Here is a 24990-nt window from a genome sequence, read left to right as displayed (position 1 = left end):
ATCGGAAGGCCGCGCCGGCAGAGATGCTGGCGCGCCTTCGTCCGTTGGCGGCGGCGGCAGGGATCACCCGATTGGCCGACCTGACCGGGCTCGACCGGATCGGGTTGCCGGTGTTCCAGGCGGTGCGGCCGATGGCGCGTTCGCTGGCCGTATCGATGGGCAAGGGCGCCCATCCGGCTATCGCGCGTATCTCGGCGCTGGTGGAATCGATCGAGCTTCACCGCGCCGAAACCATCGAAGGCGACGGCAATTTCCGGCCCGCGCGGGCGCGCGAGGCGGCCTTGTGGGCGCGTGTGCCGATGGCGCCGGGCCAGCCCGGCCTCTTCGACGGCGATCGCCCGCGCGAATGGCTGGCGGGGCATGATCTGGTCGGCGGGGGCGGCATGGCGGTGCCGCTGGAAATGGTTTCCATGGATCTGGCGCGCGATGTGGCGCCCGATATCCGGCAGAGCAGCAACGGCCTGGCATCCGGCGCCGATCGGGACGAGGCGATCGTGGCGGCGCTGCTGGAATTGCTGGAGCGCGAAGGGCGCGCGCGCTGGCTGGAGCGGCCGCATGCCGCCAAGCGCGCCACCCGCATCGCCCTTGGCGCCATTCCCGATCGCCGAATCCGCGCGGCGCTGGCCCGCATCGCGCATGCCGGCCTGCGCCTGATGGCGTGGGACATCGGCGAGGGGATCGGCGTGCCGGCTTATTATTGCGCGCTGGTGGAGATGGACCGGGCGGCGACCCTCGTCCTGCCGCCGGGCGTTGGGTCCGCCTGCCACCCTGACCCTGCCGCGGCGCTGATGGCGGCCATCGGCGAGGCGGCGCAGGCCCGGATCATGTTCATCGCCGGCGCGCGCGACGATCTGGAGGACGAGGATTATCGCGATCCGGCCGGAAAGCGGCTGGGGATCGCCAAGGAAACGCTGGCGTTCGAGGCCGATGGCGCGCGGCCCTTTCCCGCCGGTCCGCCCTGGGTGGCGGGCGACGCGGTGGAACTGCGCGATCGGCTGACGGAGCGTTGCCGGGATGCGGGGGCGGATGCGATCGTCTGCGTCGACCTGGGCGGTGGGGCGAGCGGCCTTGCCACCGTGAAGCTGTTGGCGCCGGGCTTCGGCGATCATGAACGGCCGTCGGCCTTCGCATGAGGGATGCGATCCTCTTTGCCGGGCCGAGCCTGTGGGGGAGCGGCAAGCCGATTCCCCCCGGAATCGCGCTGCGCCCGCCGGCGGCCTGCGGCGATATCGTGCGGGCGCTGGCCGAACGGCCCCGCGCGATCGGGCTGGTGGACGGCATTTTCGAAACGCGGCCGAGCGTGTGGCACAAGGAGATATTGGCGGCGCTGGCGGAAGGCGTGCCGGTGCTGGGCGCGGCGAGCCTGGGGGCGATCCGCGCGGCGGAGCTTCATTCCTGCGGCATGATCGGCGTGGGCGCGATATTCCGCGCCTATCGATCCGGGCTGATTGAGCGCGACGATGCGGTGATGGTGAGCCACGCGCCGCCCGCTCTGGCGCATCGCCCGCTGACGGTGGCGCTGGTGGATGTCGGCGCCTGCACGCGGAACTGGCCGGATGCCGACAGGCGGCTCGTGCTGCGGATCGCCGATCGCCTGAACTTCCGCGATCGCAATTGGGATCGGCTGGCGGCGCTGTTCCGGGAACGCGCCGGGCGGGAGATGCCGGCGCCGGACCGGGTGATCAGCCGCAAGCGGCGCGATGCGGAGCGGCTGGTAAACAGGCTGGCGCAAGGCGTTGATCGCCCCGTCGCCTGTCCGCCGCCGCCCGAAACACCATGGTTCCGCCGCCTGCGCCAGCCGACGGGCGAAGCCGCCCTAGGCCGATATGCAGAGGCCGGCCGCGCGTAGGCCGCGTTCCAACATGTCGCGATGCCCCGCCTCGTGCAGCGGCAGGAAGACATGGATGCCGGCGACGATATCGGCATCGGTGAGCGGTATCGGATTGTGCCAGAGCGGGGCGAAGGCCTTGCGCAGGATATCCGCTTCCTCGCGGGCGCGGTCCATCCGGCCGGCGAGCGCCAGATTGGCGCAGCGCACGGCCTGGTAATGGATGGCGGGATCGCGCGAAATCTCGAACTGGGCCTCGGCCTCGTCATGCTCCCCGCGCAGCATCGCCAGCACGGCCACATCGGAGAAATATTCGTCGGGCGGGAAGGGGTTGAGCTCGAACGCGCGCTTGATGAGCTCCCCCGCGCGATCGAGCAGGCCGAGGTGGCAGAGGCCAAAACCGGCTTCGTTCAGGCCATCGGCGTGATAGGGGCCGATCTCCACCGAATTTTCGAAGCGGCGCACCGCCTGCGTGATGTCGCCGCGCCGGAGATAGCACCAGCCGAGCCGCGAATGGACATGGCCGTTGGCGGGATCGAGCGCGGCGGCGCGCAGGCTGAGCTCGAAGGCGCGGGCGCGCAGCGGCGCGGGATCGTGCCCGGCCAGCCGCAGCATGAAATCGGTATTGTATATGCGGGCGAGGTGAAGGTGGGCGTTGACGATCGAGGGGTCCTCCTCGATCACCTTCTCGAACAGCTCCGCCGCCTCGCGCACTTCGGCCAGCGTGGAGGAAGAGAGCAGCCGCGCACGGGCGCCGAAATAGAGCGAGCTGGAGGCCGGCGTCGCGCCGGTGGTGGTATCGAGCGCCTGGCCGATATCGCGCACCACGACCGGCAGGATGGCGCCGGCGATCCTGGCGACCAGCTCGTCCACCACGCTGCCGAGCGTGGCGGCCTGCACCGTGATCTGGCGGCTCCAGACGAGCACGCCGCGATCGAGCGCGGTCAGGCGGAGGTTGACGCGGAAGCCGCCATCCTGCGCGCGCGCCGTGCCGCCCAAGGCATAGCTGGCGATCGAGCTGCCGCACACGGCGGCGAGCCTTTCCGGGGTCGGGTCCGCGATCGACAGCACGCGCAGGTCGCGGAAGCCGCCGAGCGCGGTCTGCAGATCATCGTGCATGATCTGGGCGACCATCGCCGCGTCGTCGCCCTCGCCGATGGTGACGAAGGGCGAGAGCACGATGATCGGCGGCTCGTGGCGTTCGGTGATGTGAGGCACGCTGTCCGGCGCGATCGTCGGCGCGGCGATCGGGGCGGGTGGCGGCGTCGCGGCGGCGGGCGCAACCGGGGCGACCGAGATCAGCCGGCGGAAGAGCTGCTGCGTCTCCGCCGATGGCTGGGCGTCGTAATCGCGCTTCAGGGCGCCCTGGAACTGGCGATAGCGGCGATGGACGGCGGCGTGATCGCCAGCCTGATGATCGAGCGAGAGGCCGAGGCGGACGATCGCCTCGTCCCCGCCATCCACCTGCTGCAGCGCGCTGAGGATGGAGCGGCGATGGCCGAGGCTTTCGGGGTCGGACGCGGCGCCGACGACCGCCAGCACCTCCACCACCAGGCGGTTGCGCTGGCGTTCGCGCTCGACGAACAGCCAGTCGTCGAAGGCGGGATCGAGCCCTTCCAGATCGGCCAGAATCGTCCGGTCGATATCGGTGAGTGCGGCGGCCAGCCCCGCGAAATCCTGCGCTGCGGCATAGGCCGTAATGCGATCGGCATCGGTTTCGAACAGGGTCGGCGCGAGGCGTATCTCGCGCCGCGAGATCAGGAGCGCATCGGCATAAGGCAGGCGGCGCAGCTCCGCGAGCGTCTGCCGCAGGCTGGCCCTGGCCTGGGTCTCGCCGCGCTCGCTCCACAGCAGGCCGATCAGCCGTTCGCGGCTGACGAGCTGTTCGGGCGAGGTGGCGAGGATGGCCAGCAGCGCCCGCGCCTTGCGGCTGGAAGGCGTCAGCGAGTCCGTAACGATCCCCGCATCCCTTTGAGAGATGCGGAAATCCCCGTGCAGGCGCACGACGAATCGGGGAGGGGTGAGCGAAGTCGGTTTCACGTTATTTTCACGATAGACCAACGTTTGCCCTCACGGCCATGCCCTAGAAAAATTTTTGTCAGCGGCGCTGCGCCGCGAAAGAGTTTCGAAGGGCAGATTTCCTCCCTTCCAGGGTTTCTCGAGGCGACCCGGGTCCGGCTATACCCCAGCGGTGAGGCCGGACTATTCCTGCGGCCCGGAACTTCGGTTCCGGGCCGTCTTTCGTTCGGCATCGTGAATATCCTCGACGTGGGCTGCGGCGCGCCTGCTATCGCATCGCGGTTATTGCGCTGCGATGGTGGGCGCCGATCCCAGCCAGCTATGGCTTGCCACCACGGCGCGGACGACATCGGCCATCAGCCGCTGGCGCACGGGGATGGGCTGGCGGGTGCTGGCGATCATGACGGCCACGGCATAGCTGCGGCCGTCGGGCGCGGTGATGACGCCGACATCATTATAGCCGGTGGCCAGCCCGCCCAGTTCCTGGCCCGTGCCGGTCTTGTGCGCCAGCGTCCAGCCCGGCGCGAGGCCGGCGCGCAGCCGCTGCGGGCCGGTGCGGCTGTCGCCCATCGTCGTCAGCAGCAAGCGGGTGGAGGCGGGCGAGAGCAGCTCGCCGCGCTTGAGCCGGGCCAGCGCACCCGCGATCGCTTCCGCCGTGGCGCCGTCCATGGGGTCGGCGAGGTAACGGTCCATCGCGGCCTGCCGCCGGGCATAGGGCAAGGCGGCGCGGGCCACCTGGAAGCCGTTGCCCTGCGCATATTCCGGCCGCCATTCGAGACCGGCGATCCCGCTTTGCAGCAGGGTTTCGCCGGGGCCGAAAGCGATGCGGCCCAGGCCCTTGCGCAGGATCATGCCCCGCACCGCGTCCGGCCCGCCGACCCGGCGCAGCAGCATGTCGTTGCAGGTATTGTCGCTCTGGGTGAGGGCGATGCGCATCAGCGCGCCATAAGTGGTGGCGAAGCCGTTGGCGCCCATCATCGCGCGGACCGGCTGGTGGAACACGGTCAGGTTGTCGCGCCGGACGGTGACGGGTTCCGACAGGCTGATCGTGCCGCGATCGACGGCGTCCAGCACCGCCATCGATACCCAGAGCTTGCTGACGCTCTGCTGCGGCATCGGCCGCTGGGCGTTGTAGCTGACTGCCCAGCCGGTGGAGACATCGCGCACCGCGATGCCAACGCTGCCGGCGAAGCTTTGCCCCAGCGTGGCGATGCGGGCTTCGAGCCCGGCCGGCGGGTGGGGAACGACAGGCGCGGGCAACGGCGCGGTGCGGGGCTGCGGCGGGCCGACGGGCGTCTGCGAGATCCTGGCCGGCGCGGGCGCCGGGGCCGGGGCGACGCAGGCGCTGGCGATCACGGCCAGGAACAACGGCGCCATCAGGCGCGGCCGTGCGTTCGATACCCCTGTTTCACGCATGATTTTCGAGCCTCCCTCCCGATCGGCGCCATTATGCGCCGCCTGCGCTTGCGAGACTATTGTCCCCGGATTCCCGGCGACTCGGCCGGTCCCATATTACGCTCAGGCCGCCGATGGCGCAGCAATGTGCGCCACATCAGGATGAAGGTGATGATCGATGCGATCAGCACCGCGACACCGGCGCCGATCACCCCGAAATATTGCGGCAGGACCGCCAGAAGCGCCACGAGGATCAGCGTGGAGACGATGCGGACCCTGAGCGCGAGATCGGCGCGGCCCATCGCCGTCAGCGCCGGTTCGAAGCCGACGGCGGCGAAATCCACGGCGGCGGCCGATCCGAGCGCCAGAAGCACGGGATAGGCCGACAGGAACTCTTTGCCGGCGATCAGGCCGATCGCGGGCTTGCCGATGGTGAGCAGCAGCACGAAGACGATGCCGCCGCCGATCGCCGTCATCCGCAGGGTGCGGGCGAGCAGCGCATCGAACGCCTCGTTGCCGGCGGTGGTATGGCTGCGGACCAGTTCCGGGAAGATCGCCCGGCCCAGCAGCTGGGAAAGCTTGGCCAGCCCCTGCGCGAGCTGTTGGGCGAGGCGGAAGCTGCCGGCGGCGGCCGGCGTGATCACCAGGCCGATGATGAGGACGGCGAATTCCTTGCTGCCCAGCCCCAGCATCGAGGTGAGATTGGTGAACATGGCATAGCGGCCGATGCCCGGATTTTCCGCGACGATGTCCCGGATGCGTCCCTGGGGCCAACGGAACGGCTGGACGCGGTGCGCGGCATACCAGTAAGCGAGCGCCGTCAGCGCCTCCGCCACCGCCCACACCGCCAGATAGGCGATCACGCTGGGCGTGGTGAGCCAGACGATGAGCGCCCCGATGCAGCGGGCCGATGGCGTCACCGCCTCGGCAAAGGTGGCGGCGGCGAAGCGATCGTGCAGGCGGAGCACGCCGATCGGCGTCCAATGCGTCGAAAGGACCAGCACGGCGCTGGTGCCGATCGCCTGCCAGGCGAAACTGTCCGTCCAGCCGAAGCGGCCGGCCAGCAGCAGGGTTCCGCCGATGACCAGCGCCACGCCGACGAAGGCTGCGATGATATCGATGGTGATGGCGAATCGCACCAGGCGGGCGAGCGCATCGCTCTGCCCTTCATGGACGTAGCGCATGCCGTAGCGGACAATGATCTGCCAGCTCTGGAACGAAACGATCGTCGCCGATGCCTGGCCGGCGCCCAGCGCCAGCGAGAACTGGCCGAACCCGTCGAGGCCGAGCGAGCGCGTGACGATGGCCAGATAGATGAGGCTGAGCACCGCGCCGAAGCCCTTGCCGCCCAGCATCCAGCCGGTGTTGAGCAGGATGGCGCGGATCGATCCGCGGCGGAGGGGGGCAGGCGTCGACATGGATGGACGCGCAATAGAGCAAGTGGCCCGCGCTTGCGAGATATCCCTTGTCGCTTCTGCCGGTTGCGATACGGCGGCGAAAGGAAAAGGCATGAGCGCCGTTGAACCGCGGGCGCGTTGCGATATCTAGGGGCTTTCCTTTCCAGCACAGGATCCGCCCCTTGCCCGATACCCATCCGGCGATTCACCTCGTCGGCGAAAATCCCACCCGCATCTGGGGCATGACGATAGACGAACGCACTCGCCGGATGGCGAAGGCGGCGAAGCTGCCGTTCGGCGATGCGGCGGAAGGGGCACCGGCGGTGCTGGTGAACCGCGCCTTCGTGTTCGATCCGCCCTGGCTGCGCTATCATGCCGGGCAGCCTGGCGCGGTGCTGACGATCGGCGGCGTGCCGGTGATCGCGCATGTCCGTGACGCGGCGGAGCGCGCGGCGGTGGCGCGGGCGATGGCGGAAGGCCGGCCGCTGGCCGATGCGGGTGCGTTGCGCCTGACGGCCTATGAGGACGGGGCGGCGATCGTGAACGAGGAGCTGCGCAAGCGCGAAACCCCGTTCGCCATGCCGCTGACGCCGGCGACCGTGAAGGCGGCCGAGCGCGCCAGCTATTTCGGCGCCTATAAGGGCGTGACCGACCTGCTGACCAAATATCTCTGGCCGGAATGGGCGCTGGTGGCGACGCGGATTGCGGCGCGGATCGGCATGACGCCCAACATGGTGACGGCGCTGGGCGCCGCGCTGTGCGTGGCGGCGACGATCGCCTTCTGGCACGGCCACTACTGGTCGGGCATGGCGATGGGGCTGGTGTTCATGGTGCTGGACACGGTGGATGGCAAGCTCGCCCGCTGCACTATCACATCCTCATGGTGGGGCAATGTGTTCGATCATGGCATCGATCTCGTCCATCCACCCTTCTGGTGGTGGGCGTGGGGCGTGGGGCTGACGGCCTATGGCCGGCCGATCGGCGCGGATATGCTGTGGACGCTGCTGGCCGTGATCGTCGGCGTCTATGTGCTGCAGCGGCTGGTGGAGGGCGAGTTCATCCGCCGCTTCGGCATGCACATCCATGTATGGCGCAAGGTCGATTCCGATTTCCGCCTGATAACCGCGCGGCGCAACCCGAACATGGTGATCCTGTTCGTCTCCATGCTGTTCCAGCGCCCCGATATCGGCCTGATCGCGGTGGCGTGGTGGACGGTGATCTCGTTCGTCGTCCATCTCGTCCAGCTCGGCCAAGCGATGCTTGCCCAGGCGCGCGGGCGGGAGATACGGTCGTGGCTGGCATGAACGATACCATCCTGCGCTTCGGCTATCCGGCCACCCTGATCGCCGATTATCGCCATTGGGTGGTGTTGCTGCGGCCCGATCAGCCGACATTGGGCAGCCTGGTGCTGGCCGCGCGCGGCGAGGCCAAGGCGTTCGGATCGCTGCCGGCCGCCGCTTATGCCGAGCTTGGCACCGTGAGCGCCGATATCGAGGCGGCGCTGAAACGCGCCGTCACCTATGAGAAGATCAATTATCTCATGCTGATGATGGTCGATCCTCATGTTCATTATCATGTCATCCCGCGCTATGCGGGGACACGCTCGGCCGAAGGGCTGACGATCGCCGATGCCGGCTGGCCCAAGGCGCCGGCGCTGGGCGAGGCGGTTTCGCTGGATGCCCGGCAGACGGCGAAGCTGGCGGCCTTCCTCAAGAGGCATTGGCGGCAGCAGCCGTGACGCGGAAACGCCCGCCGGGGATTTCTCCCGCGGCGGGCGCCTTCTCCTCCCCAGGAAAAGCCCGTTGGTGCCTCAGCTAAGCCGGCCGAGGCGATGATAGAGGTTGCTGTATTTCACGGATTCAGGCTTGTCCTGAACCGCCTTGATATAATGGGCCACCGCTTCCTTCAGCAGCTGGAAATCCTCCGTCGAGAAGACGGCACGGCTCCGGGTGGGTTCGGTCATCACGCTTCTCCTTTCATCCTGTGGTGCGATCATTCGGCCGCGACGGCGAACTGATCGGCTTCGGTCGATTCCTTCAGCGCCGTGGTCGATGCCATGCCGCCCGAGACCGCCTCGGCCACCAGGTCGAAATAGCCGGTGCCCACTTCGCGCTGGTGGCGGGTCGCGGTGTAGCCCTGCGCCTCGCTGGCGAATTCCGCCTGCTGCAGCTCGGAATAGGCGGCCATGCCGCGGTCCTTGTAGCCGCGCGCCAGCTCGAACATGCCGTGGTTCAGGCTGTGGAAGCCCGCCAGCGTGACGAACTGGAACTTGTAGCCCATGGCCCCCAGTTCGCGCTGGAAACGGGCGATGGTGTCCTTGTCCAGCTTCGCCTCCCAGTTGAAGCTGGGCGAGCAGTTGTAGGCCATCATCTTGCCGGGGTGGGCCTTCTGCACGGCCTCGGCAAAGCGCTTGGCATCCTCCAGATTGGGATGGCTGGTTTCCCACCACAGCAGGTCGGCATGTTCGGCGAAGGCGATGCCGCGCTTGATGCAATGATCGACGCCGGTGCCGTCCTTCAGGCGGAAGAAGCCTTCCGGCGTGCGTTCGCCGGTCAGGAATTCATGGTCGCGCTCGTCTACGTCCGAGGTGATGAGCTTCGCGCTTTCCGCGTCGGTGCGCGCCACCAGCACGGTGGGCACGCCGCACACGTCCGCCGCCAGCCGGGCGGCCTGGAGATTGCGGATATGCGCCTGCGTGGGGATCAGCACCTTGCCGCCCAGATGGCCGCACTTCTTTTCAGAAGCCAGCTGGTCCTCGAAATGGACGCCGGCGGCGCCGGCCTCGATATAGGCCTTCATGATCTCGAAGCAGTTGAGCGGGCCGCCGAAGCCGGCCTCCGCATCGGCGACGATCGGCACGAACCAGTCGCGCTTGGCGCCGCCCTCGCTATGTTCGATCTGGTCGGCGCGCTGGAGGGTGCGGTTGATCCGGCGGGCAAGCTCCGGCCCGGCATTGGCCGGATAGAGCGACTGATCGGGATACATGGCGCCGGCGGTGTTGGCATCCGCCGCGACCTGCCAGCCGGACAGGTAGATCGCCTTCAGCCCGGCGCGGACCATCTGCATCGCCTGGTTGCCGGTAAGCGCGCCCAGCGCGTTGATATAGGGTTCGGACCGGAGCGAGGCCCAGAGCTTCTCCGCGCCGCGCCGCGCCAGCGTATGCTCGATCGCCACCGATCCCCGAAGCCGTGCGACATCGGCGGGCGAATAGGTGCGGCGGATGCCGTCGAACCGGCCCTCCGGGGCGGCAACGAGATCGGTGAAATCGACCATTGGTAATTTCCTTTACAATCCGAACTCCGGGGGATGACCCGGCGATGTCCCGTCAATTGGAAGGAATTCCCGTGATCCGCGAGGGTGGGCAGGCCGATTATCGCGTAAAGGGGTGGACGGATAAGTGCCGATAGAAGTAAATCGGTAATATATTTACAAAGGCGGGACGGGTGGGAGCGGTCATGGCCGACGGCAAGATCTTCGCGGGGCATGCGGTGCGGCGGCTGCGGCGCACGACTGGCCTCACCCAGCAGGCCATGGCCGAGGCGCTCGACATATCGGCCAGCTACCTGAACCTGATCGAGCGCAACCAGCGGCCGCTGACGGCGGCGCTGATGCTGCGGCTGGGGGATCGGTTCGACCTCGATCCCCGGATGCTGACCGCCGACGAGCCGGGCGGCGGGGCGGATGCGATGCGGCGCAGGCTGGCCGACCCGCTGTTCGCGGACCTCGGCATCGATCGGGCGGAGCTGGCGGAATGGCTGGCGGCGGCCCCCGGCGGCGCGGAAGCCTTCGCCCGCGCCTTCGATCGGCTGCGTGACGCGGGCGCGGGGCTGGCGGAGGAGGAGAATGGCGCGCTTGCGGCGGTGCGCCGCGAGACGGAACGCTGGCGCAACCATTATCCCGATCTGGACGCGGCCGCCGAGGCGCTGGCCGACGAGCTGCGGCTGGGGGCGGGGGACCTTTACGGCGCGATCGTCGATCGGCTGCGCGTGAAGCACCAGCTGGCGATCCGTATATTGCCGGTCGATGCGATGCCCGATCGGTTGCGGCGGCTCGACCTTCATGCCCGGCAGGTGCAGCTGTCGGAGATGCTGGACCCGGCATCGCGCACCTTCCAGGCGGCGTTCCAGCTCGCCCAGCTGGAGGCGCGGGCGGAGATCGAGGCGCTGGTGGCCGGCGCGGCCTTTGGCGACCGGGTCGCCGAACGGCTGTTCCGCCGCACCGTCACCTCCTATTTCGCCGCCGGGCTGATGATGCCTTACGGACGCTTCCTCCGGGCGTGCGAGGCCACCGGTTACGATCTGGAGTTGTTGCAGCGCCGTTTTGGCGCGGGCTTCGAGATGGTGGCGCATCGGCTGACCACCCTGCAGCGCGTCGGCGCGCGCGGGCTGCCCTTCTTCATGATTCGGATCGATCGGGCGGGGCAGGCGTCGAAGCGCTATGCCGGGGCGTCGGCATCGCCGCTCGTGACCGCGCCGGGGCGCTGCCCGTTGTGGAACGTCCATCACGCCTTCGACCGGCCGGGGGAGATCGTGCGCCAGCTCGTCGCGCTGGAGGATGGCGGGCGCTGGTTCACGCTGGCGCGGACGGTGCGGTCGCAAGTGCGCTCGCCGCAGGGTATCCGGGCGGAGTTCGCCATCGGGATCGGCGTCGCCGCCGAACATGCGGCGGCGGTGGTCCATGCGCGCGGAGTGGATCTTGCCGGGGCGGCGGTGCCAGTCGGGATGGGGTGCCGCCGCTGCACCCGGCTGGATTGCCCGCAGCGGGCAGAACCGCCGATCGGCCGCGCCCTGCTGCTCAACGATCGGGAAAGGGGGCTGACACCCTTCGTGTTCGCGGGCGATTGAGGGGGGCTACGGCGGCGACTCAGTTCCAGCGCGGCTGCATCACCACCATCATCAGCACGAACGCGAGATAGGCCAGGCCCGGCAGCGCCGGCAGCAGGAGCAGTGCGGCGCCGATCCGGTCATGCGCCCGGCGCTTGAGCGCGAGGCCGCCCAGTAGAAAGGCCGCCGCCACGCCAAGAAGCAGCAGCCACAGGCCGATATTCGATGCCGAAACGGATCGATCCGCGATGCCGATGGTAAAGAAGAACAGCAATACCGCCGTCATCACCGCGTCGAAGGCAAAGAGCAGCCAGAAGATCATCGCGGAAATCTACCATTTCATCGACGCTTATCAAAGCGCCTAAGACTGGCAATGGCTGGCTGGATTGAGCCGATGGCGTTCGAGGCAATGGAGTAGCCGCGCGAGTGTGCGGCTCCCGTCTTCGCGGGAAGGACGAGGGAGGGTGGCTAAGCGCTCGTTTTCCCCCGCCTGGCGCGGCACATCGAAATCCGGCAATCGTTCCGGCAGGAAAATTCTAGCGTTTGCGGTCCAGCGTTATGTGGCCGGTGCGCTTGAGCTCGTCGACGATGCGGCGGACGTCCTGGCTTGCGCCGCGCGGGAGGATGAGCACCGCATCGTCCGTCGCCACCACGATCAGGTCGCTGACGCCCACCGCGGCCACCAGCGGGCCATCGGTGCGGAACAGGCAATTATTGGTATCGAGCGCGATCACCTCGCCATGGTGGCAATTGCCGGCATCGTCGCGGCTGGTGATGGCATGGAGCGCATCCCAGCTTCCCACGTCGGACCAGCCCATGTTGACCGGTGCCACCGCGACGCGATCGGCCTTCTCCATCACGGCATAGTCGATCGAGTCGGAAGGCGAGGCGCGGAACGCCTCCACCGCCGGATGGATGCGCGGGCCGGCCCTGGTGGCGCCGGCCATGGCGGCTCTGGCGGCCTCTGCGATCGCGGGCGCGTGTTCGGCGAGGGCGGCCAGATAGGCGTCGGCCCGGAACAGGAAGATGCCGCCGTTCCAGGCATAGCTGCCTTCCGTGAGATAGGCCTCGGCGGTGGCCCGGTCCGGCTTTTCGACGAAGCTGTCCACCTTGCGGATGCCGGGGGCGAGCTCCGCGCCCGCCTTGATGTAGCCATAGCCGGTTTCCGGCCCATCGGGCGCGATGCCGAAGGTGGCGAGCCAGCCCTGCTCGACCAGCGGCAGGGCATCGGTGATCGCGGCGTGGAAAGCCTGAACATCGCCGATCACATGATCGCTGGGCATCACCAGCAGGACGGCATCGGGTGCCACCGAGAGCGCCGCCAGCGCGATCGCGGGGGCGGTATTGCGCGCAACCGGCTCCAGGATCAGCGATTGCGGGCGGATGCCGACATCCGCGAGCTGGCGTTCGATCTCGTCGGCATGGGCTTCGTTGGCGACGATGATCGGCGGATCGAACCGGCTGTCATCCTCGGCGCGGGCGGCCGTGAGCTGGAGCATCGAGCGATCCGCCGTCAGGTTCAGCAACTGCTTGGGCCGGATGGAGCGGGACAGGGGCCAGAGCCGCGTGCCGGACCCTCCGGAGAGGATGACCGGTGTGATCTTGTGCGGCGCGCTCATAAACCTCCTGCTGCTACACGACTTCACCGGCCTTCGCGGGCGATGTCCCTCCCAGGAACAACTGGGGCGGCACTCCCGTTCCGATGAGCGATAGCATGGTTCAGGATTTATTTGTCAATTTCGGCGATAGCGGATCACCGAACTTTTCCGGCCGCTGATCTTGCGAATTGTGGCCGCGCATCGAAGGCCGGCGGCCATGGGATGATCGGGCTCCTTGCGATGGGCTTTTCCTTCGCGCGGCATTTCTTGCTATTCATCGGGCCTGAGGTTCGGGCACATATGCCCGGAGAGGAGCTGGGTGGGGATGATTGACGCTGTCGGCGTCTGGGGCCACGGCATTGCCGCGGCGTTGTTCATGGCGCTTGCGCTATGGCAGGTCTGGCGGCCGCGCGGCGGGATGCAGCGGCGGGCGCTGATGGCCGCTTTTGCGCTGACGTCGGTGTGGGCGGCGGCGGTGGCGCTGATGGGGCCGGGCTCGCAGGCGGCCAGCATCGGCGAAACGGCGCGCAACCTGGCTTGGCTCGGCTTCATGTTCGGGCTGCTGCGCCTGGGCACCGGCTTGGCGATGCGGTCCGCGATCATCGGCCTCTATGGGGTGCTGGTGGGGGTCGGCTGCGCGCAGATCCTGGTCGATCTTCTGGTCGGGCACCTCGTTCCCTCGTCGCCGACGACGGCGGCCGCCCTGTTCTTCGCGGTCCTGCTGTTGCGGATGAGCTTCGCGGTGGGCGCGCTGGTGCTCGTCCACAACCTCTACACCGCCGCCACGCCAGACGCTCGCTGGGGCATCCGCCTGCCGATGATCGCGCTGGCGGCGATGTGGATCTACGATCTCAACCTCTACACCGTAGCCTATCTGGGCCAGAGTTGGCCGATTCCGCTCTACGAGGGGCGGGGCATCATCATGCCGCTGCTCACGCCGCTCTTCGCGCTGGCCAGCCGGCGGAACACGCGCTGGCGGATGCGGATATCGCGCGCCGTGACCTTCCAGTCGCTGTCGCTGATGGCGATCGGCTTCTACCTGATCGCGATGGTGATCGTCGCTCGCCTGATCGAGCTGATCGGCGGGGATTATGCGCAGCTTGCGCAGGTGACGGTCGTGTTCGGCATGTCGGTGGCGGCCATCGTGTTCCTGCCGATCGGGCGTATCCGGGCCTGGCTGAAGGTGAAGATCGCCAAGCACCTGTTCCAGCATCGCTACGATTATCGCGTGGAATGGATGCGCTTCACCGATACGATCGGCCGGCCCGAGGAAGGCGCCGATCCGCTGGACGTGCGGGTGATCCAGGCGATCGCGGACATCATGGAGGCGCCGGCGGGCATGCTGCTGGGGCCGGACGGCAGCGGCGGGCTGATGCTGGTCGCGCAGTGGAACTGGCCGACCATGGACGTGCCCAGCGTCGCCGCCGACGCCGCCTTCGTCCGCCTGGTGGAGGCGAGCGGCCGCATCCTCGATTTCGAGGACGTCCGCGCCCACCCCGACGGCGAGGAAGCGGCGACGATGCCGGAATGGATATTGGCGGAACAGCGCGCCTGGGCAGGCGTGCCGCTCATTCATTACGACCAGCTCGTCGGGATCGTCCTGCTGGCCCGTCCGCGCGTGGAGCGGGGGCTGGACTGGGAGGATTTCGATCTGCTGCGCGTTGCCGGCCGGCAGGTCGCAAGCTATCTGGCGGAGGCGCGGGGGCAGGAGGCGCTGAACGAGGTGCGCCGGTTCGACGAGTTCAACCGCCGCTTCGCCTTCATCATGCACGATATCAAGAATTTGGTGAGCCAGCTCAGCCTGCTGACGCGCAATGCGGAGCGGCATGCCGACAATCCCGATTTCCGGGCGGACATGATCGCGACGCTGCGCAGCTCCACCGCGAAGATGAACGATCTGCTCGCCCGGCTTTCCCAGCACAATACCGGCCGGCCGGCGGAACCCCGCCCGGTGGCGCTGCGGGCGCTGGCCGAAGGTGTGGTGGCATCGCGCGCGCACCAGCATCCGGTGCGGGTGGAAGGCAGCGAGGAGATCGTGGCCGCGGCCGATCCGCCCCGGCTGGAACAGGCGCTGGGCCACATCGTGCAGAATGCGATCGACGTCAGCCAGCCGGGCGAGCCGGTCTGGCTCCATATCGAGCGGCGCGGCCTAGAGGCAGTGATCTCCGTGGTCGACAGGGGGCAGGGCATGTCGGCCGAATTCGTGCGGACGCGGCTCTACAAGCCCTTCGCCTCGACCAAGCCCGGCGGCTTCGGCATCGGTGCGTTCGAGGCGCGGAGCCTGATCGCCGCCATGGGCGGGCGGCTGGAGGTGGAAAGCCGGGAGGGCGCCGGCACCCGTTTTTCCATCGTGCTGCCAGTGATGCAGATCACCGCGCGGCCCGACCGATTCGTTAATGCCTTGGAACCATCATGAGCCAGATGACCGACAAACCACGCCTGCTGATCGTCGAGGACGACGAGGGGCTCCAGCGGCAGCTCCGTTGGGCCTATGAGGATTATGACGTCATCGTCGCGGGCGATCGCACCGCCGCGATCGATGCCCTGCGCGCGATGGAGCCGGCGGTGGTGACGCTGGACCTGGGCCTGCCGCCCGATCCCGACGGGGTGAGCGAAGGCTTCGCCACGCTGGAGGAAATCCTGCGGCTGAAGCCCGACACCAAGGTGATCGTCGCATCCGGCCACGGCGCGCGGGCGAGCGCGCTGCGGGCGATCGCATCGGGCGCCTATGATTTCTACCAGAAGCCGGTGGACATCGACACGCTGGGGCTGATCGTGGCCCGCGCCTTCCACCTGCACGCGATCGAGCAGGAGAATGCCCGGCTGGCCGCGTCCGGCGCCGGCGGGCAGACCGTGCTCGGCAGCATCGTGACCGCGGCGCCGGAGATGCTGAAGGTCGCCCGCACGATCGAGCGCGTCGCCAACGCCAATGTCTCGGTGATGCTGCTGGGGGCGAGCGGCACCGGCAAGGAATTGCTGGCGCGCGGCCTGCACAATGCCAGCGATCGCGCCAAGGGCACCTTCGTGGCGATCAACTGCGCGGCGATCCCGGAAAATCTGCTGGAAGCCGAGCTGTTCGGTTACGAGAAGGGCGCCTTCACCGGCGCGGTCAAGACCACCGAGGGCAAGATCGAGCTGGCCGAGGGCGGCACCCTGTTCCTCGACGAGGTGGGCGACATTCCGCTGCCGCTCCAGGTGAAGCTGCTGCGTTTCTTGCAGGAGCGGGTGATCGAGCGGATCGGCAGCCGGCGGACCATCCCGGTGGACACGCGAATCGTCTGCGCGACGCATCAGGACCTGGAAGCGATGATCGCCGCCGGCAGCTTCCGCGAGGATCTTTACTACCGGCTGGCCGAGATCGTGGTCCGCATCCCCACCCTGGCGGAGCGGCATGGCGATGCCACGCTGCTGGCCAAGCATTTCCTGACCCGCTTCGCCAAGGAGATGAATCCTGCGGTGCGCGGTTTCGCGCCGGACGCGCTGGCGGCGCTCAACGACTGGACCTGGCCCGGCAATGTCCGCGAGCTGGAGAACCGGATGAAGCGGGCCGTGATCATGGCCGAGGGCAAGCTGCTGACGGCCGCCGATCTCGATCTCGATATGGCCGACAATGCGGAGCTGATAAACCTGAAGGCCGCGCGCGAGATGGCCGATCGCCGGGCGATCCGGCAGGCGCTGGCGCGAACGGAGGGCAATGTTTCCAACGCCGCCAAGCTGCTCGGCATCAGCCGGCCGACGCTCTACGACCTCTTCAAGCAATATGATCTGCAAGCATGAAGGGGCGGCCGCTTGCGTGGCCGCCCCTTCATCTCTGATCGGATATCGATCCCTTTAGCGGACGCGCGGGCCGCCATAGGGCATGGGCGGCGGCGGACGGCGATCGCGGCGCGGAAGCTGCGCCTGATAGGCCACCGAGCAATGATCCAGGCAATAAGGGAAGCCCGGATTGATCGGCTCACCGCAGAAATGGAAATCCGGCTCGCCCGGATGGCCGATCGGCCATTTGCAGATCTTGTCGTTGAGGTCGAGCAGGCTCGTCTTGCCGGCAACCTCGGCCGAAGGCTTGGCAGGCACCAGCCGGCGGGGCGGGGCGGGCGTGGAGGGGGCCTGCTGCTCGCCGGGGGACTGGCGCTGGAAGCCGCCCGGACCGATCGAGCGGAACACCGTCTGCGGGGCGGCCGGAGCGGCAGGCGCGGCGGCTGTGGGCGCCGGCGTGGGTGCCGGAGCGGGCGGAGCGGCCTTGGCGACCGGCGGGGGAGCCGGCTGCGCCGCCGGAGGCGGAGGCGGAGGCGCGGCCGCCGCAGGCTCGGCCTTCGGCGCGGCGGCCTTGGGCGCGGCATCGGCCGCGCTGGAATCCCCGCCGCGCACCGGCGACGGGCGCGATTGCAGGCCGAGGCGATGGGCTTTGCCGATCACCGCATTGCGGCTGACCCCGCCCAGTTCCTCGGCGATCTGGCTCGCGGTGTTGCCCGCCTCCCAGAGGCGCTTCAGCTGATCGATCCGTTCGTCCGTCCAGGCCATTCGTCGTCCTTAACTCTCGCCCCGCTTGCGGTGGGGCTCGCCAGTCGATAGGCGCATGTCCCATGATCGACCAGCCCGAAAACTTGGTGCGCTCCGCCCCCGGCGTGCCGGTGATCCCGTTCGTCAACTGGGGAGGATTGCGCGCCCTCTATATCAAGGAGGTGCGGCGTTTCTTCAAGGTCCAGCTCCAGACGATCTGGGCGCCGGCCGTGACGACGCTTCTCTACCTGGTGATTTTCACGGTCGCGCTGGGCGGTGGCGGCCGTTCGGTGATGGGCGAACCCTTCGCCAATTTCATCGCGCCCGGCCTGATCGTGATGGGCATGATGAACAATGCCTTCGCCAATTCCAGCTTCTCGCTGCTGGTGGGCAAGATGCAGGGCACGATCATCGATTATCTGATGCCGCCGCTGTCGCCGGGCGAAGTGCTGTTCGGCCTGGTTTCCGCGGCGATGACGCGCGCGGTGCTGGTGGGCCTGGCGGTGTGGCTCGCCATGTGCTTCTGGCCGGGCGTCGAGGTGCTGCCCCAGCATTTCTGGGCGGTGGTGTGGTTCGGCTTGATGGGATCGGCGCTGCTTTCCTTCCTGGGCGTGCTGACGTCGATCTGGGCGGAGAAGTTCGATCATGCGGCCGCCGTCACCAATTTCGTGGTGCAGCCGCTGTCGCTGCTTTCGGGCACCTTCTATTCGGTCGAGGCGCTGGCCCCGGCTTTCCAGAAGATCAGCCATGCCAACCCCTTCTTCTACGTGATCTCGGGCTTCCGCTACGGCTTCATCGGCATCGCCGATTCGCCGATCCTGATCGGCGCGGCGGCGCTGCTGGCGGTGAACGCCGCGCTGGGCGCCATCTGCTATGTGCTGTTGGCCCGCGGCTGGAAGCTGAAGAACTAGCCCAAGCCGTTCCGCGAACGGCGAATCGACAAGGGGTTGTCGCGGCCGCGAGGCGGCGATAAAAGCCCGTTCCGAACAAGGCGGCCGGACAGGGCCGCCTTTTTGCGTTTCCGGAGTTTTCCCGACCTTTTTCTCGCGAAAGGAGCAGTTTCGATGGCCATCACCCCGCTCATGCCCGTTTACCCGCGGTGCGGCGTGCGGCCGGTGCGAGGCGAGGGCTGCTACCTGATCGGCGAGAAAGGCGAACGCTATCTGGATTTCGCGGCCGGCATCGCCGTCAACGCGCTCGGCCATGGCCATCCGCATCTGACCAGGGCGATTCAGGATCAGGCGGCGACGCTGATGCACGTCTCCAACCTCTACGGCAGCCCGCAAGGCGAGGCGCTGGCGCAGCGCATCGTCTACAACAGCTTTGCCGACACGGTGTTCTTCACCAATTCGGGCGTCGAGGCGATCGAATGCGCGATCAAGACGGCGCGCCGTTATCATTATGCCAACGGCAACCCCCAGCGGCACAAGCTGATAACCTTCAAGAACGCCTTTCACGGCCGCTCGCTGGGCGCGATCAGCGCGACCGATCAGCCCAAGATGCGCGACGGCTTCGAACCGCTGCTGCCCGGCTTCACCTATGTGAAGTTCAACGATCTCGAAGCGGCGCTTGCCGCGATCGACGAGGAGACGGCCGGTTTCCTCGTGGAGACGGTGCAGGGCGAAGGCGGCATGACGGCGGGCACGCCCGAATTCATCCGGGGGCTGCGCAAGGCGTGCGACGAGCATGGCCTGCTGCTGATCCTCGACGAAATCCAGTGCGGCTATGGCCGCACCGGCAAGATGTGGGCCTATGAGCATTACGGCATCACCCCCGATATCCTGACCGCGGCCAAGGGTATAGGCGGCGGCTTCCCGCTGGGCGCCTGCCTCGCCACGGAAGAGGCGGCCAAGGGCATGGTGATCGGCACCCACGGCTCCACCTATGGCGGCAATCCGCTGGCGATGGCGGCCGGGCAGGCGATCCTCGACGTGATGCTGGAGCCCGGCTTCCTGGATCATGTCGCCAGGATGGGCGAGCGGCTGCGCCAGGCGTTCGAGCAGCTGATGCCCAACCACGATCACCTGTTCGAGGAGATTCGCGGCAAGGGGCTGATGCTCGGCATCAAGATGAAGGAGCCGGCGGTATCGCGCGATTTCGTCGCCCATCTGCGCGATAATCATGGCCTGTTGACGGTGGCGGCGGGCGAAAACGTGTTCCGCGTGCTGCCGCCGCTGGTGATCGACGACAGCCATATCGAGGAATGCATCCAGAAGCTTTCGGAAGGCGCGCGGAGCTACACTCCGCCGGCCGCCGCGTGAGCCGGCATTTCCTGGACCTCGCCGATGCCGGCGGGGATGCGATCGCGGCGATGCTGAACGACGCGATCGACCGCAAGGCGGCGCGCGCCGGCTGGCCGAAGGGCAGGGCGGATGCGGATGCGCCGCTGGCCGGCCGCACGCTGGCGATGATCTTCGAGAAGAATTCGACGCGGACCCGCGTGTCCTTCGACATGGCGATGCGCCAGCTGGGCGGCACCACCATCGTGATGGACGCGGGATCGATGCAGCTGGGCCGGGGCGAGACGATCGCCGATACGGCGCGGGTACTTTCGCGCTTCGTCGATGCGATCATGATCCGCACGGACGATCACGCCAAGATCATCGAGATGGCGGAACATGCCACCGTGCCGGTGATCAACGGCCTGACCGATCACAGCCATCCCTGCCAGATCATGGCGGACATGCTGACCGTGATCGAGCATCGCAAGGCGCTGGCCGGCACGCGCTGGGCGTGGCTGGGCGACGGCAACAACGTGCTCCATTCGATCATCGAGGCGGGAAGCCTGATGGGCTTCGAGGTGCGTGCCGGCTGCCCGACGGGCTATGAGCCGTCGATGGAGGTGCTGGACGCGGCGCTGAAGCGCGGGCTGACCGTGCCGATCCTGCGCGATCCGATGGCGGCGGTGGACGGCGCCGACGTGGTCGTCACCGATACCTGGATATCGATGGGGCAGGCGCATGCCGAGCAGAAGCTGGCGGCCATGGCGCCCTATCAGGTGAACGCCGCGCTGATGGCGGGCGCCAAGCCTGATGCGGTATTCCTCCACTGCCTGCCCGCGCATCGCGGCGAGGAAGCGACCGACGAGGTGCTCGACGGCCCCAATTCCGCGATCTGGGACGAGGCGGAAAACCGCCTGCACGCGCAGAAATCCGTGCTTCTGTGGTGCTTCGGCCTGCTGGGCTGAAGCCGGACCTGTCCCAAACGTTCCGGCAGGGGCTGGAATCCCGGCGCCTCCATACCGACATGGGGGCCTGGAAATTCCGGCCCCTGCCGGAACCGCAAGGAATTGATCTTGAAGACCAACGGTAACGGCAAGAGCGAAATCCAGGTTGGCGGCCATGTCGATCATGCGCTGGCCTTCACCATCCCGTCGCGCCACGCGCGCGGTCGCATCGTTCGCCTGGGGCCGGTGCTGGATGGCGTGCTTTCCGCCCATGGCTATCCGCCCGCGATCGGCCGCCTCCTGGCGGAAGCGCTGACGCTGACGGCGCTGCTGGGATCGACGCTGAAGGATGCCGGCGGCCAGCTCACCGTCCAGGCGCAGACGGAGGGCGGCGTCGTCGACCTGCTCGTCTGCGATTATCGCGGCGGCGAGATGCGCGGCTATGTGCGCCACGATGCCGACCGGCTGGCCGAGATGCCGGCCGATCCTTCGCTGTTCGCCCTGTTCGGGCGCGGCTATCTGGCGATCACCTTCGATCAGGCGGCCACGGGCGAGCGCTATCAGGGCATCGTGCCGCTGGAAGGCGGTTCGCTGGCGGCGGCGGCGGAGAGCTATTTTAACCAGTCGGATCAGTTGCCGAGCCTGGTTCGCCTGGCGACCGGCGGCAATGATCGCGACGGGCATGTCGCGGGCGGCATCCTGATCCAGCATCTGCCGGAAGGCGAGGAGGGGCGCGAGCGCCTGCACGTCCGCCAGAACCACGAGGAATGGGATCATGTGGTGGCGCTGGCCGGCACGATCACCGATGCCGAGCTGATCGACGGCGCGCTGCCGCTGGACGGGATCGCCTGGCGGCTGTTCCACGAGGAGGATGAGGTGCGGGTGCTGCCCCTCATCGCGCTCAGCCAGAATTGCCGCTGCAATGCCGACCATATCCGTTCGGTCATCGCCCGCTTTCCGGCGGACGAACGCGCCGAGATGGCCGATTCGGACGGCATGATCCATGTCGACTGCGAATTCTGTTCGCGCCGTTACAGCTTCGCGCTCGCTGATTTCACGGACTGACGAAAGCGACCGATCAGCCGATGAAGTGACGAAGCTCACAGACCTTTCGACGAAAATGCCGGATGCGGGGCGGCGACGCGGTCGCCCGACATCGGTGGCTGTTGTATAAGATTTAACGTGACCACGTCAGAAGACGACGCTGCCGGACCGGCTTGTTGATGGTCGAACGCAGCGGGAATTCGGGGTTGATGTCATGTTACGTCATTCGTTCTTGTTGCGTATGCTTACCATCGCTTCGCCATTCATCGCCGTTCCAGCGGCTTATGCCGCGCCGCAGCCGCTGGTCGCGGGCGGCATGCTGGAACCCGGCCTGTGGCGGCTGCAGCCGGAGGGCGAGGCGCCGCGCAACGTCTGCGTTGCCGATGCCGGCACCCTCGTCCAGCTTCGCCATCCGGGCGCGCCGTGTAGCCGGCTGGTGATCGATAACCGGCGGACCAGCGCCACCGTGCATTATAGCTGCCCCGGCAGCGGCTGGGGCCGGACCACGCTGAAGCTGCTGACCCCGCGTTCGGCGACGATCGATACGCAGGGCATCGCCGGCAACGCGCCCTTCTCCTTCACCGCCGATGCGCAGCGGATGGGCGATTGCCCGACCAAGAGCGCCAGCCTGGACCCTGGCCTTAACCGGCGCATAACCCGCCGTTAAGCGCGGGTTTAGGCGCGCCGGTGTAGAAGAAATCATGTGTCGGCGTTTGGCACATTCCCTCCCTAACCAGCCCTGATCGGGCTAACTGGGCCGTCCCTTTGGGCGGCCCTTCTTTTATCGCCGCCCATCCGTTCGCGCGGCCTTTCCGCTCGGTGCCGGCCGCCTGCTTTCGCGGCCGCACAAAATCGGCTAGAGCGGCGGCGAGCCTGGCGGAAGGGCCCGGAGGATCGGGGCTGCACGCCGGCATTTGTCATCAGCCAAAGGGCAGGCGGCAATTCCGCGACGACGGATGCCCGTCTGGAGCGCCGCCTCCGCCGTTGCCGGCGGACCCGAGGGAAAGCGAAGAGGTAACAGAGATGAGCCAGGACAGGCCCGGAGCCGTAGTGCTGTTGTCGGGCGGGCTCGATTCCATGGTGGCGGGCGGCATTGCGCGCGAGCAGGGCTTCGCCATCAACGCGCTGACCGTCAACTATAACCAGCGGCATAGCGTGGAGCTGGCCGCGGCCGCGCGGATCGCGGCGATGCTGGGCGCGGCGCGCCACATCACCATGCCGCTAGATCTCTCCCTGTTCGGCGGATCGGCGCTGACCGATGCGATCGACGTGCCGAAGACGGGCGTGGAGGAAGATGCCATCCCGGTCACCTACGTCCCGGCCCGCAACACCATCTTCCTTTCGCTCGCGCTCGGTTGGGCGGAGGCCTGTGGCGCGCGGGACATCTTCCTGGGCGTGAATGCGCTCGATTATTCCGGCTACCCGGATTGCCGCCCCGATTTCATCCAGGCGTTCCAGAATCTGGCGGACATCGCCACCAAGGCGGGCGTCGAGGGTCGGGGCTTCACGATCCACAGCCCGCTTCTCCACATGACCAAGGCCGATATCGCCACCGAGGCGGTGCGGCTGGGGCTGGATGCGGGGCAGAGCTGGTCCTGCTACGATCCGACGCCGGAGGGGCTGCATTGCGGCCTGTGCGACAGCTGCCGCCTGCGCCAGCGCGGATATGAGGATGCGGGCATCCCCGATCCGACGATCTACGCCGCCCGGCCATGAGCTACGCGGTCAAGGAGATATTCCTGACCCTGCAGGGGGAGGGCAGGCAGGCCGGGCGCCGCGCCGTCTTCCTCCGTTTTTCGGGCTGCAACCTCTGGTCCGGGCGGGAACAGGATCGCGCGACCGCCGACTGCCGCTTCTGCGACACGGATTTCGTGGGAATGGATGGCGACAATGGCGGGCGCTACGCGGATGCGCAGGCGCTGGCTGCCAGGGTCGGCGAGCTATGGGAGACCGGGCTCGATCGCGCGGAAGGGGGCGTACCCTTCGTGGTGATGACGGGCGGCGAGCCGCTGCTGCAGGTGGACGACGCGCTGATCGCGGCGCTCCATGATCGCGGTTTCGAGATCGCGGTGGAGACCAACGGCACCATCGCCGCGCCCGCGGGGATCGACTGGATCTGCGTGAGCCCCAAGGCCGGGACGGAGATCGTCCAGCGGCGCGGCAACGAGCTGAAGATCGTCTGGCCCCAGCCGGGCAACGATCATCGCGCGATGGAGGAATGGGATTTCGACCATTTCCTGGTTTCGCCGATGGACGGCGAGGACCGCGCCGGAACCACCGCCGCCGCGATCGCCTTCGTCCTTGCCAATCCCCGCTGGCGGCTGTCCGCGCAGGTGCACAAGCTGATCGGCGTGCGATAGGCGCCGGCGGCCGCGTCCCGACGCGGCCGGGGCGTCAGCTCAGCCGCACTTGCGCTCGACGTAGCGGCCCTTCTTGTCCCAGCATTGCGGGGCAAGCGACACGAGCTGGCGCGGCGCGAGGACCTGCCGGGTCGCGAAGATGCCGTCATTCTGCGGCACCAGGCTGTTGCGGAATTCGCGCATCCGGTTTTCCGCGGTCAGATGGAGCTTGCCCTTGGGCTGGCCGATCGCGTCGCGGCCGATGGCAGCCGCCGTTTCGCAGAAGCCGATCTGGGCGTGCATGGTGGAAAAGCCGTTATAGGTCTTCGTCGTATATTGATCGAAGGCCTTCTGCCACGTCTTGCTGGTCGTGCGTTTGAAATAGGCGTTCAGCGTATTGTATGCGTCGTTCAGCTCGCCAGCATGGTGGCGCAGCAGATCGTTATAATTGCGCACCGTCATCAACGAAGGCGAGAACTGGCATTGGAGCGCCGCCACGTTCAGGCCGGCGCGCATGTTCCAGAGCAGGTGGGCCTGCAATTCCTTGGGCGTCGCCTTGGGAAGCGCGATGCCGATGCCCGGTTCGTCGCCGCGCACGGGTTCGCCCGTGAAGCTGGGCTTCACCCAGAAAAGATAGGAGGCGCCCGCTGGGGCCGCCTGCGCCGTGACCACCGTTGCCAGCGCCGCCAAGGCAAACCGCCCTATACGTGAAACCATTGCACCCTCCACTGATGGCGGCTGTTAAGCATGAAGCGGGGGCGGAGATAAAGGGTGAACATCAAAATTGCGCCGGATTGTGGCCGTTGGGACTCACCCAGGCCCCGGCGGAGACGGCAAAAGGGCCGCCCGCTGCCGGACGGCCCCCGCCTCAAATAGCTTTG

General features: G+C 67.7%; 23 protein-coding genes. 14 read left to right on the top strand and 9 right to left on the bottom strand.

Annotated elements, in window-relative coordinates:
* Positions 1-23 precede the first annotated feature (23 nt).
* Both G432_RS02205 and G432_RS02200 read left to right on the top strand, forming a co-directional pair.
* On the top strand, positions 24-1133 hold the full coding sequence (locus G432_RS02205) for a YcaO-like family protein (RefSeq protein ID WP_144062092.1): 1110 nt from the start codon (positions 24-26) through the stop codon (positions 1131-1133).
* On the top strand, positions 1130-1849 hold the full coding sequence (locus tag G432_RS02200; RefSeq protein ID WP_015457180.1) for a TfuA domain-containing protein: 720 nt from the start codon (positions 1130-1132) through the stop codon (positions 1847-1849). The genes G432_RS02205 and G432_RS02200 overlap by 4 nt, the downstream gene beginning before the upstream one ends.
* Here the strand turns inward: G432_RS02200 and G432_RS02195 are convergent.
* From G432_RS02195 to G432_RS02185, 3 genes are all read right to left on the bottom strand, one after another.
* A complete protein-coding gene (locus tag G432_RS02195) occupies positions 1817-3868 on the bottom strand; it encodes a trifolitoxin synthesis, TfuA (RefSeq protein ID WP_041865080.1) in 2052 nt (683 codons plus the stop codon). The two genes, G432_RS02200 and G432_RS02195, sit on opposite strands and share 33 nt — an antisense overlap.
* Positions 3869-4129: 261 nt before the next feature.
* Positions 4130-5263 carry a serine hydrolase gene (locus G432_RS02190; RefSeq protein WP_051128690.1) on the bottom strand — a complete coding sequence of 378 codons (1134 nt, stop codon included), beginning with the start codon at positions 5261-5263 and terminating at the stop codon, positions 4130-4132.
* A 56-nt stretch (positions 5264-5319) separates the two neighbouring features.
* The gene (locus tag G432_RS02185) at positions 5320-6660 is read right to left on the bottom strand and encodes a lipopolysaccharide biosynthesis protein (RefSeq protein WP_015457177.1); all 1341 of its coding nucleotides are present in this window, start codon (positions 6658-6660) and stop codon (positions 5320-5322) included.
* Positions 6661-6821: 161 nt separating this feature from the next.
* On the opposite strand from G432_RS02185, the gene G432_RS02180 reads away from it, so the two are divergent.
* Together G432_RS02180 and G432_RS02175 are read left to right on the top strand one after the other, a co-directional pair.
* The gene (locus G432_RS02180; protein WP_015457176.1) at positions 6822-7943 is read left to right on the top strand and encodes a CDP-alcohol phosphatidyltransferase family protein; all 1122 of its coding nucleotides are present in this window, start codon (positions 6822-6824) and stop codon (positions 7941-7943) included.
* On the top strand, positions 7940-8377 hold the full coding sequence (locus tag G432_RS02175; RefSeq protein ID WP_015457175.1) for an HIT family protein: 438 nt from the start codon (positions 7940-7942) through the stop codon (positions 8375-8377). The genes G432_RS02180 and G432_RS02175 overlap by 4 nt, the downstream gene beginning before the upstream one ends.
* Positions 8378-8449: 72 nt before the next feature.
* Here G432_RS02175 and G432_RS23605 read toward each other — a convergent pair whose 3' ends face one another.
* Positions 8450-8602, bottom strand: a complete 153-nt coding sequence (locus tag G432_RS23605) for a hypothetical protein (RefSeq protein WP_015457174.1) — start codon at positions 8600-8602, stop codon at positions 8450-8452.
* 29 nt (positions 8603-8631) lie between these two features.
* Positions 8632-9912, bottom strand: a complete 1281-nt coding sequence (aceA, locus tag G432_RS02170; RefSeq protein ID WP_015457173.1) for an isocitrate lyase — start codon at positions 9910-9912, stop codon at positions 8632-8634.
* 182 nt (positions 9913-10094) lie between these two features.
* Between aceA and G432_RS02165 the strand changes: the two genes are divergently transcribed.
* Positions 10095-11483, top strand: a complete 1389-nt coding sequence (locus G432_RS02165; RefSeq protein ID WP_015457172.1) for a helix-turn-helix domain-containing protein — start codon at positions 10095-10097, stop codon at positions 11481-11483.
* A gap of 19 nt (positions 11484-11502) precedes the next feature.
* Here the strand turns inward: G432_RS02165 and G432_RS02160 are convergent, their stop codons facing one another.
* Both G432_RS02160 and G432_RS02155 read right to left on the bottom strand, forming a co-directional pair.
* Positions 11503-11784 (bottom strand): hypothetical protein, encoded by a 282-nt coding sequence (locus G432_RS02160; RefSeq protein ID WP_015457171.1) that lies wholly within the window; start codon positions 11782-11784, stop codon positions 11503-11505.
* Between the two features lie 214 nt (positions 11785-11998).
* A complete protein-coding gene (locus tag G432_RS02155) occupies positions 11999-13081 on the bottom strand; it encodes a mannose-1-phosphate guanylyltransferase/mannose-6-phosphate isomerase (protein WP_015457170.1) in 1083 nt (360 codons plus the stop codon).
* A gap of 304 nt (positions 13082-13385) precedes the next feature.
* Between G432_RS02155 and prsK the strand changes: the two genes are divergently transcribed.
* Both prsK and prsR read left to right on the top strand, forming a co-directional pair.
* Positions 13386-15476, top strand: coding sequence for an XrtA/PEP-CTERM system histidine kinase PrsK (gene prsK, locus G432_RS02150; protein WP_015457169.1), 2091 nt, complete (start codon positions 13386-13388; stop codon positions 15474-15476).
* A complete protein-coding gene (gene prsR / locus G432_RS02145) occupies positions 15473-16837 on the top strand; it encodes a PEP-CTERM-box response regulator transcription factor (protein ID WP_015457168.1) in 1365 nt (454 codons plus the stop codon). The genes prsK and prsR overlap by 4 nt, the downstream gene beginning before the upstream one ends.
* 54 nt (positions 16838-16891) lie before the next feature.
* Here the strand turns inward: prsR and G432_RS02140 are convergent, their stop codons facing one another.
* On the bottom strand, positions 16892-17581 hold the full coding sequence (locus tag G432_RS02140; RefSeq protein WP_015457167.1) for a GcrA family cell cycle regulator: 690 nt from the start codon (positions 17579-17581) through the stop codon (positions 16892-16894).
* Between the two features lie 62 nt (positions 17582-17643).
* On the opposite strand from G432_RS02140, the gene G432_RS02135 reads away from it, so the two are divergent.
* The 7 genes from G432_RS02135 to queE all read left to right on the top strand — a co-directional run bounded on the left by G432_RS02135 (position 17644) and on the right by queE (position 24130).
* On the top strand, positions 17644-18471 hold the full coding sequence (locus G432_RS02135) for an ABC transporter permease (protein WP_015457166.1): 828 nt from the start codon (positions 17644-17646) through the stop codon (positions 18469-18471).
* Between the two features lie 153 nt (positions 18472-18624).
* Positions 18625-19821, top strand: coding sequence for an aspartate aminotransferase family protein (locus tag G432_RS02130; protein WP_015457165.1), 1197 nt, complete (start codon positions 18625-18627; stop codon positions 19819-19821).
* The gene (gene argF, locus G432_RS02125; RefSeq protein ID WP_015457164.1) at positions 19818-20747 is read left to right on the top strand and encodes an ornithine carbamoyltransferase; all 930 of its coding nucleotides are present in this window, start codon (positions 19818-19820) and stop codon (positions 20745-20747) included. Before G432_RS02130 ends, argF begins: the two co-directional genes overlap by 4 nt.
* A gap of 108 nt (positions 20748-20855) precedes the next feature.
* Positions 20856-21791 carry an Hsp33 family molecular chaperone HslO gene (gene hslO, locus G432_RS02120; RefSeq protein ID WP_015457163.1) on the top strand — a complete coding sequence of 312 codons (936 nt, stop codon included), beginning with the start codon at positions 20856-20858 and terminating at the stop codon, positions 21789-21791.
* Between the two features lie 220 nt (positions 21792-22011).
* Entirely contained in the window at positions 22012-22437 is a 426-nt protein-coding gene (locus G432_RS02115) for a DUF3617 domain-containing protein (protein WP_236626885.1), read from the top strand.
* Between the two features lie 356 nt (positions 22438-22793).
* Positions 22794-23486 carry a 7-cyano-7-deazaguanine synthase QueC gene (gene queC, locus G432_RS02110; RefSeq protein ID WP_015457161.1) on the top strand — a complete coding sequence of 231 codons (693 nt, stop codon included), beginning with the start codon at positions 22794-22796 and terminating at the stop codon, positions 23484-23486.
* The gene (gene queE / locus G432_RS02105; RefSeq protein ID WP_015457160.1) at positions 23483-24130 is read left to right on the top strand and encodes a 7-carboxy-7-deazaguanine synthase; all 648 of its coding nucleotides are present in this window, start codon (positions 23483-23485) and stop codon (positions 24128-24130) included. Before queC ends, queE begins: the two co-directional genes overlap by 4 nt.
* 39 nt (positions 24131-24169) lie before the next feature.
* Here the strand turns inward: queE and G432_RS02100 are convergent, their stop codons facing one another.
* Positions 24170-24799 (bottom strand): hypothetical protein, encoded by a 630-nt coding sequence (locus G432_RS02100; protein WP_015457159.1) that lies wholly within the window; start codon positions 24797-24799, stop codon positions 24170-24172.
* Positions 24800-24990: the final 191 nt, after the last annotated feature.

This window comes from Sphingomonas sp. MM-1 (genome assembly GCF_000347675.2).
GTDB lineage: Bacteria > Pseudomonadota > Alphaproteobacteria > Sphingomonadales > Sphingomonadaceae > Sphingomonas_E > Sphingomonas_E fennica.
The sequence above is the reverse complement of the archived record's forward strand: the minus strand, read 5'-3'. Positions and strand labels throughout refer to the sequence as shown.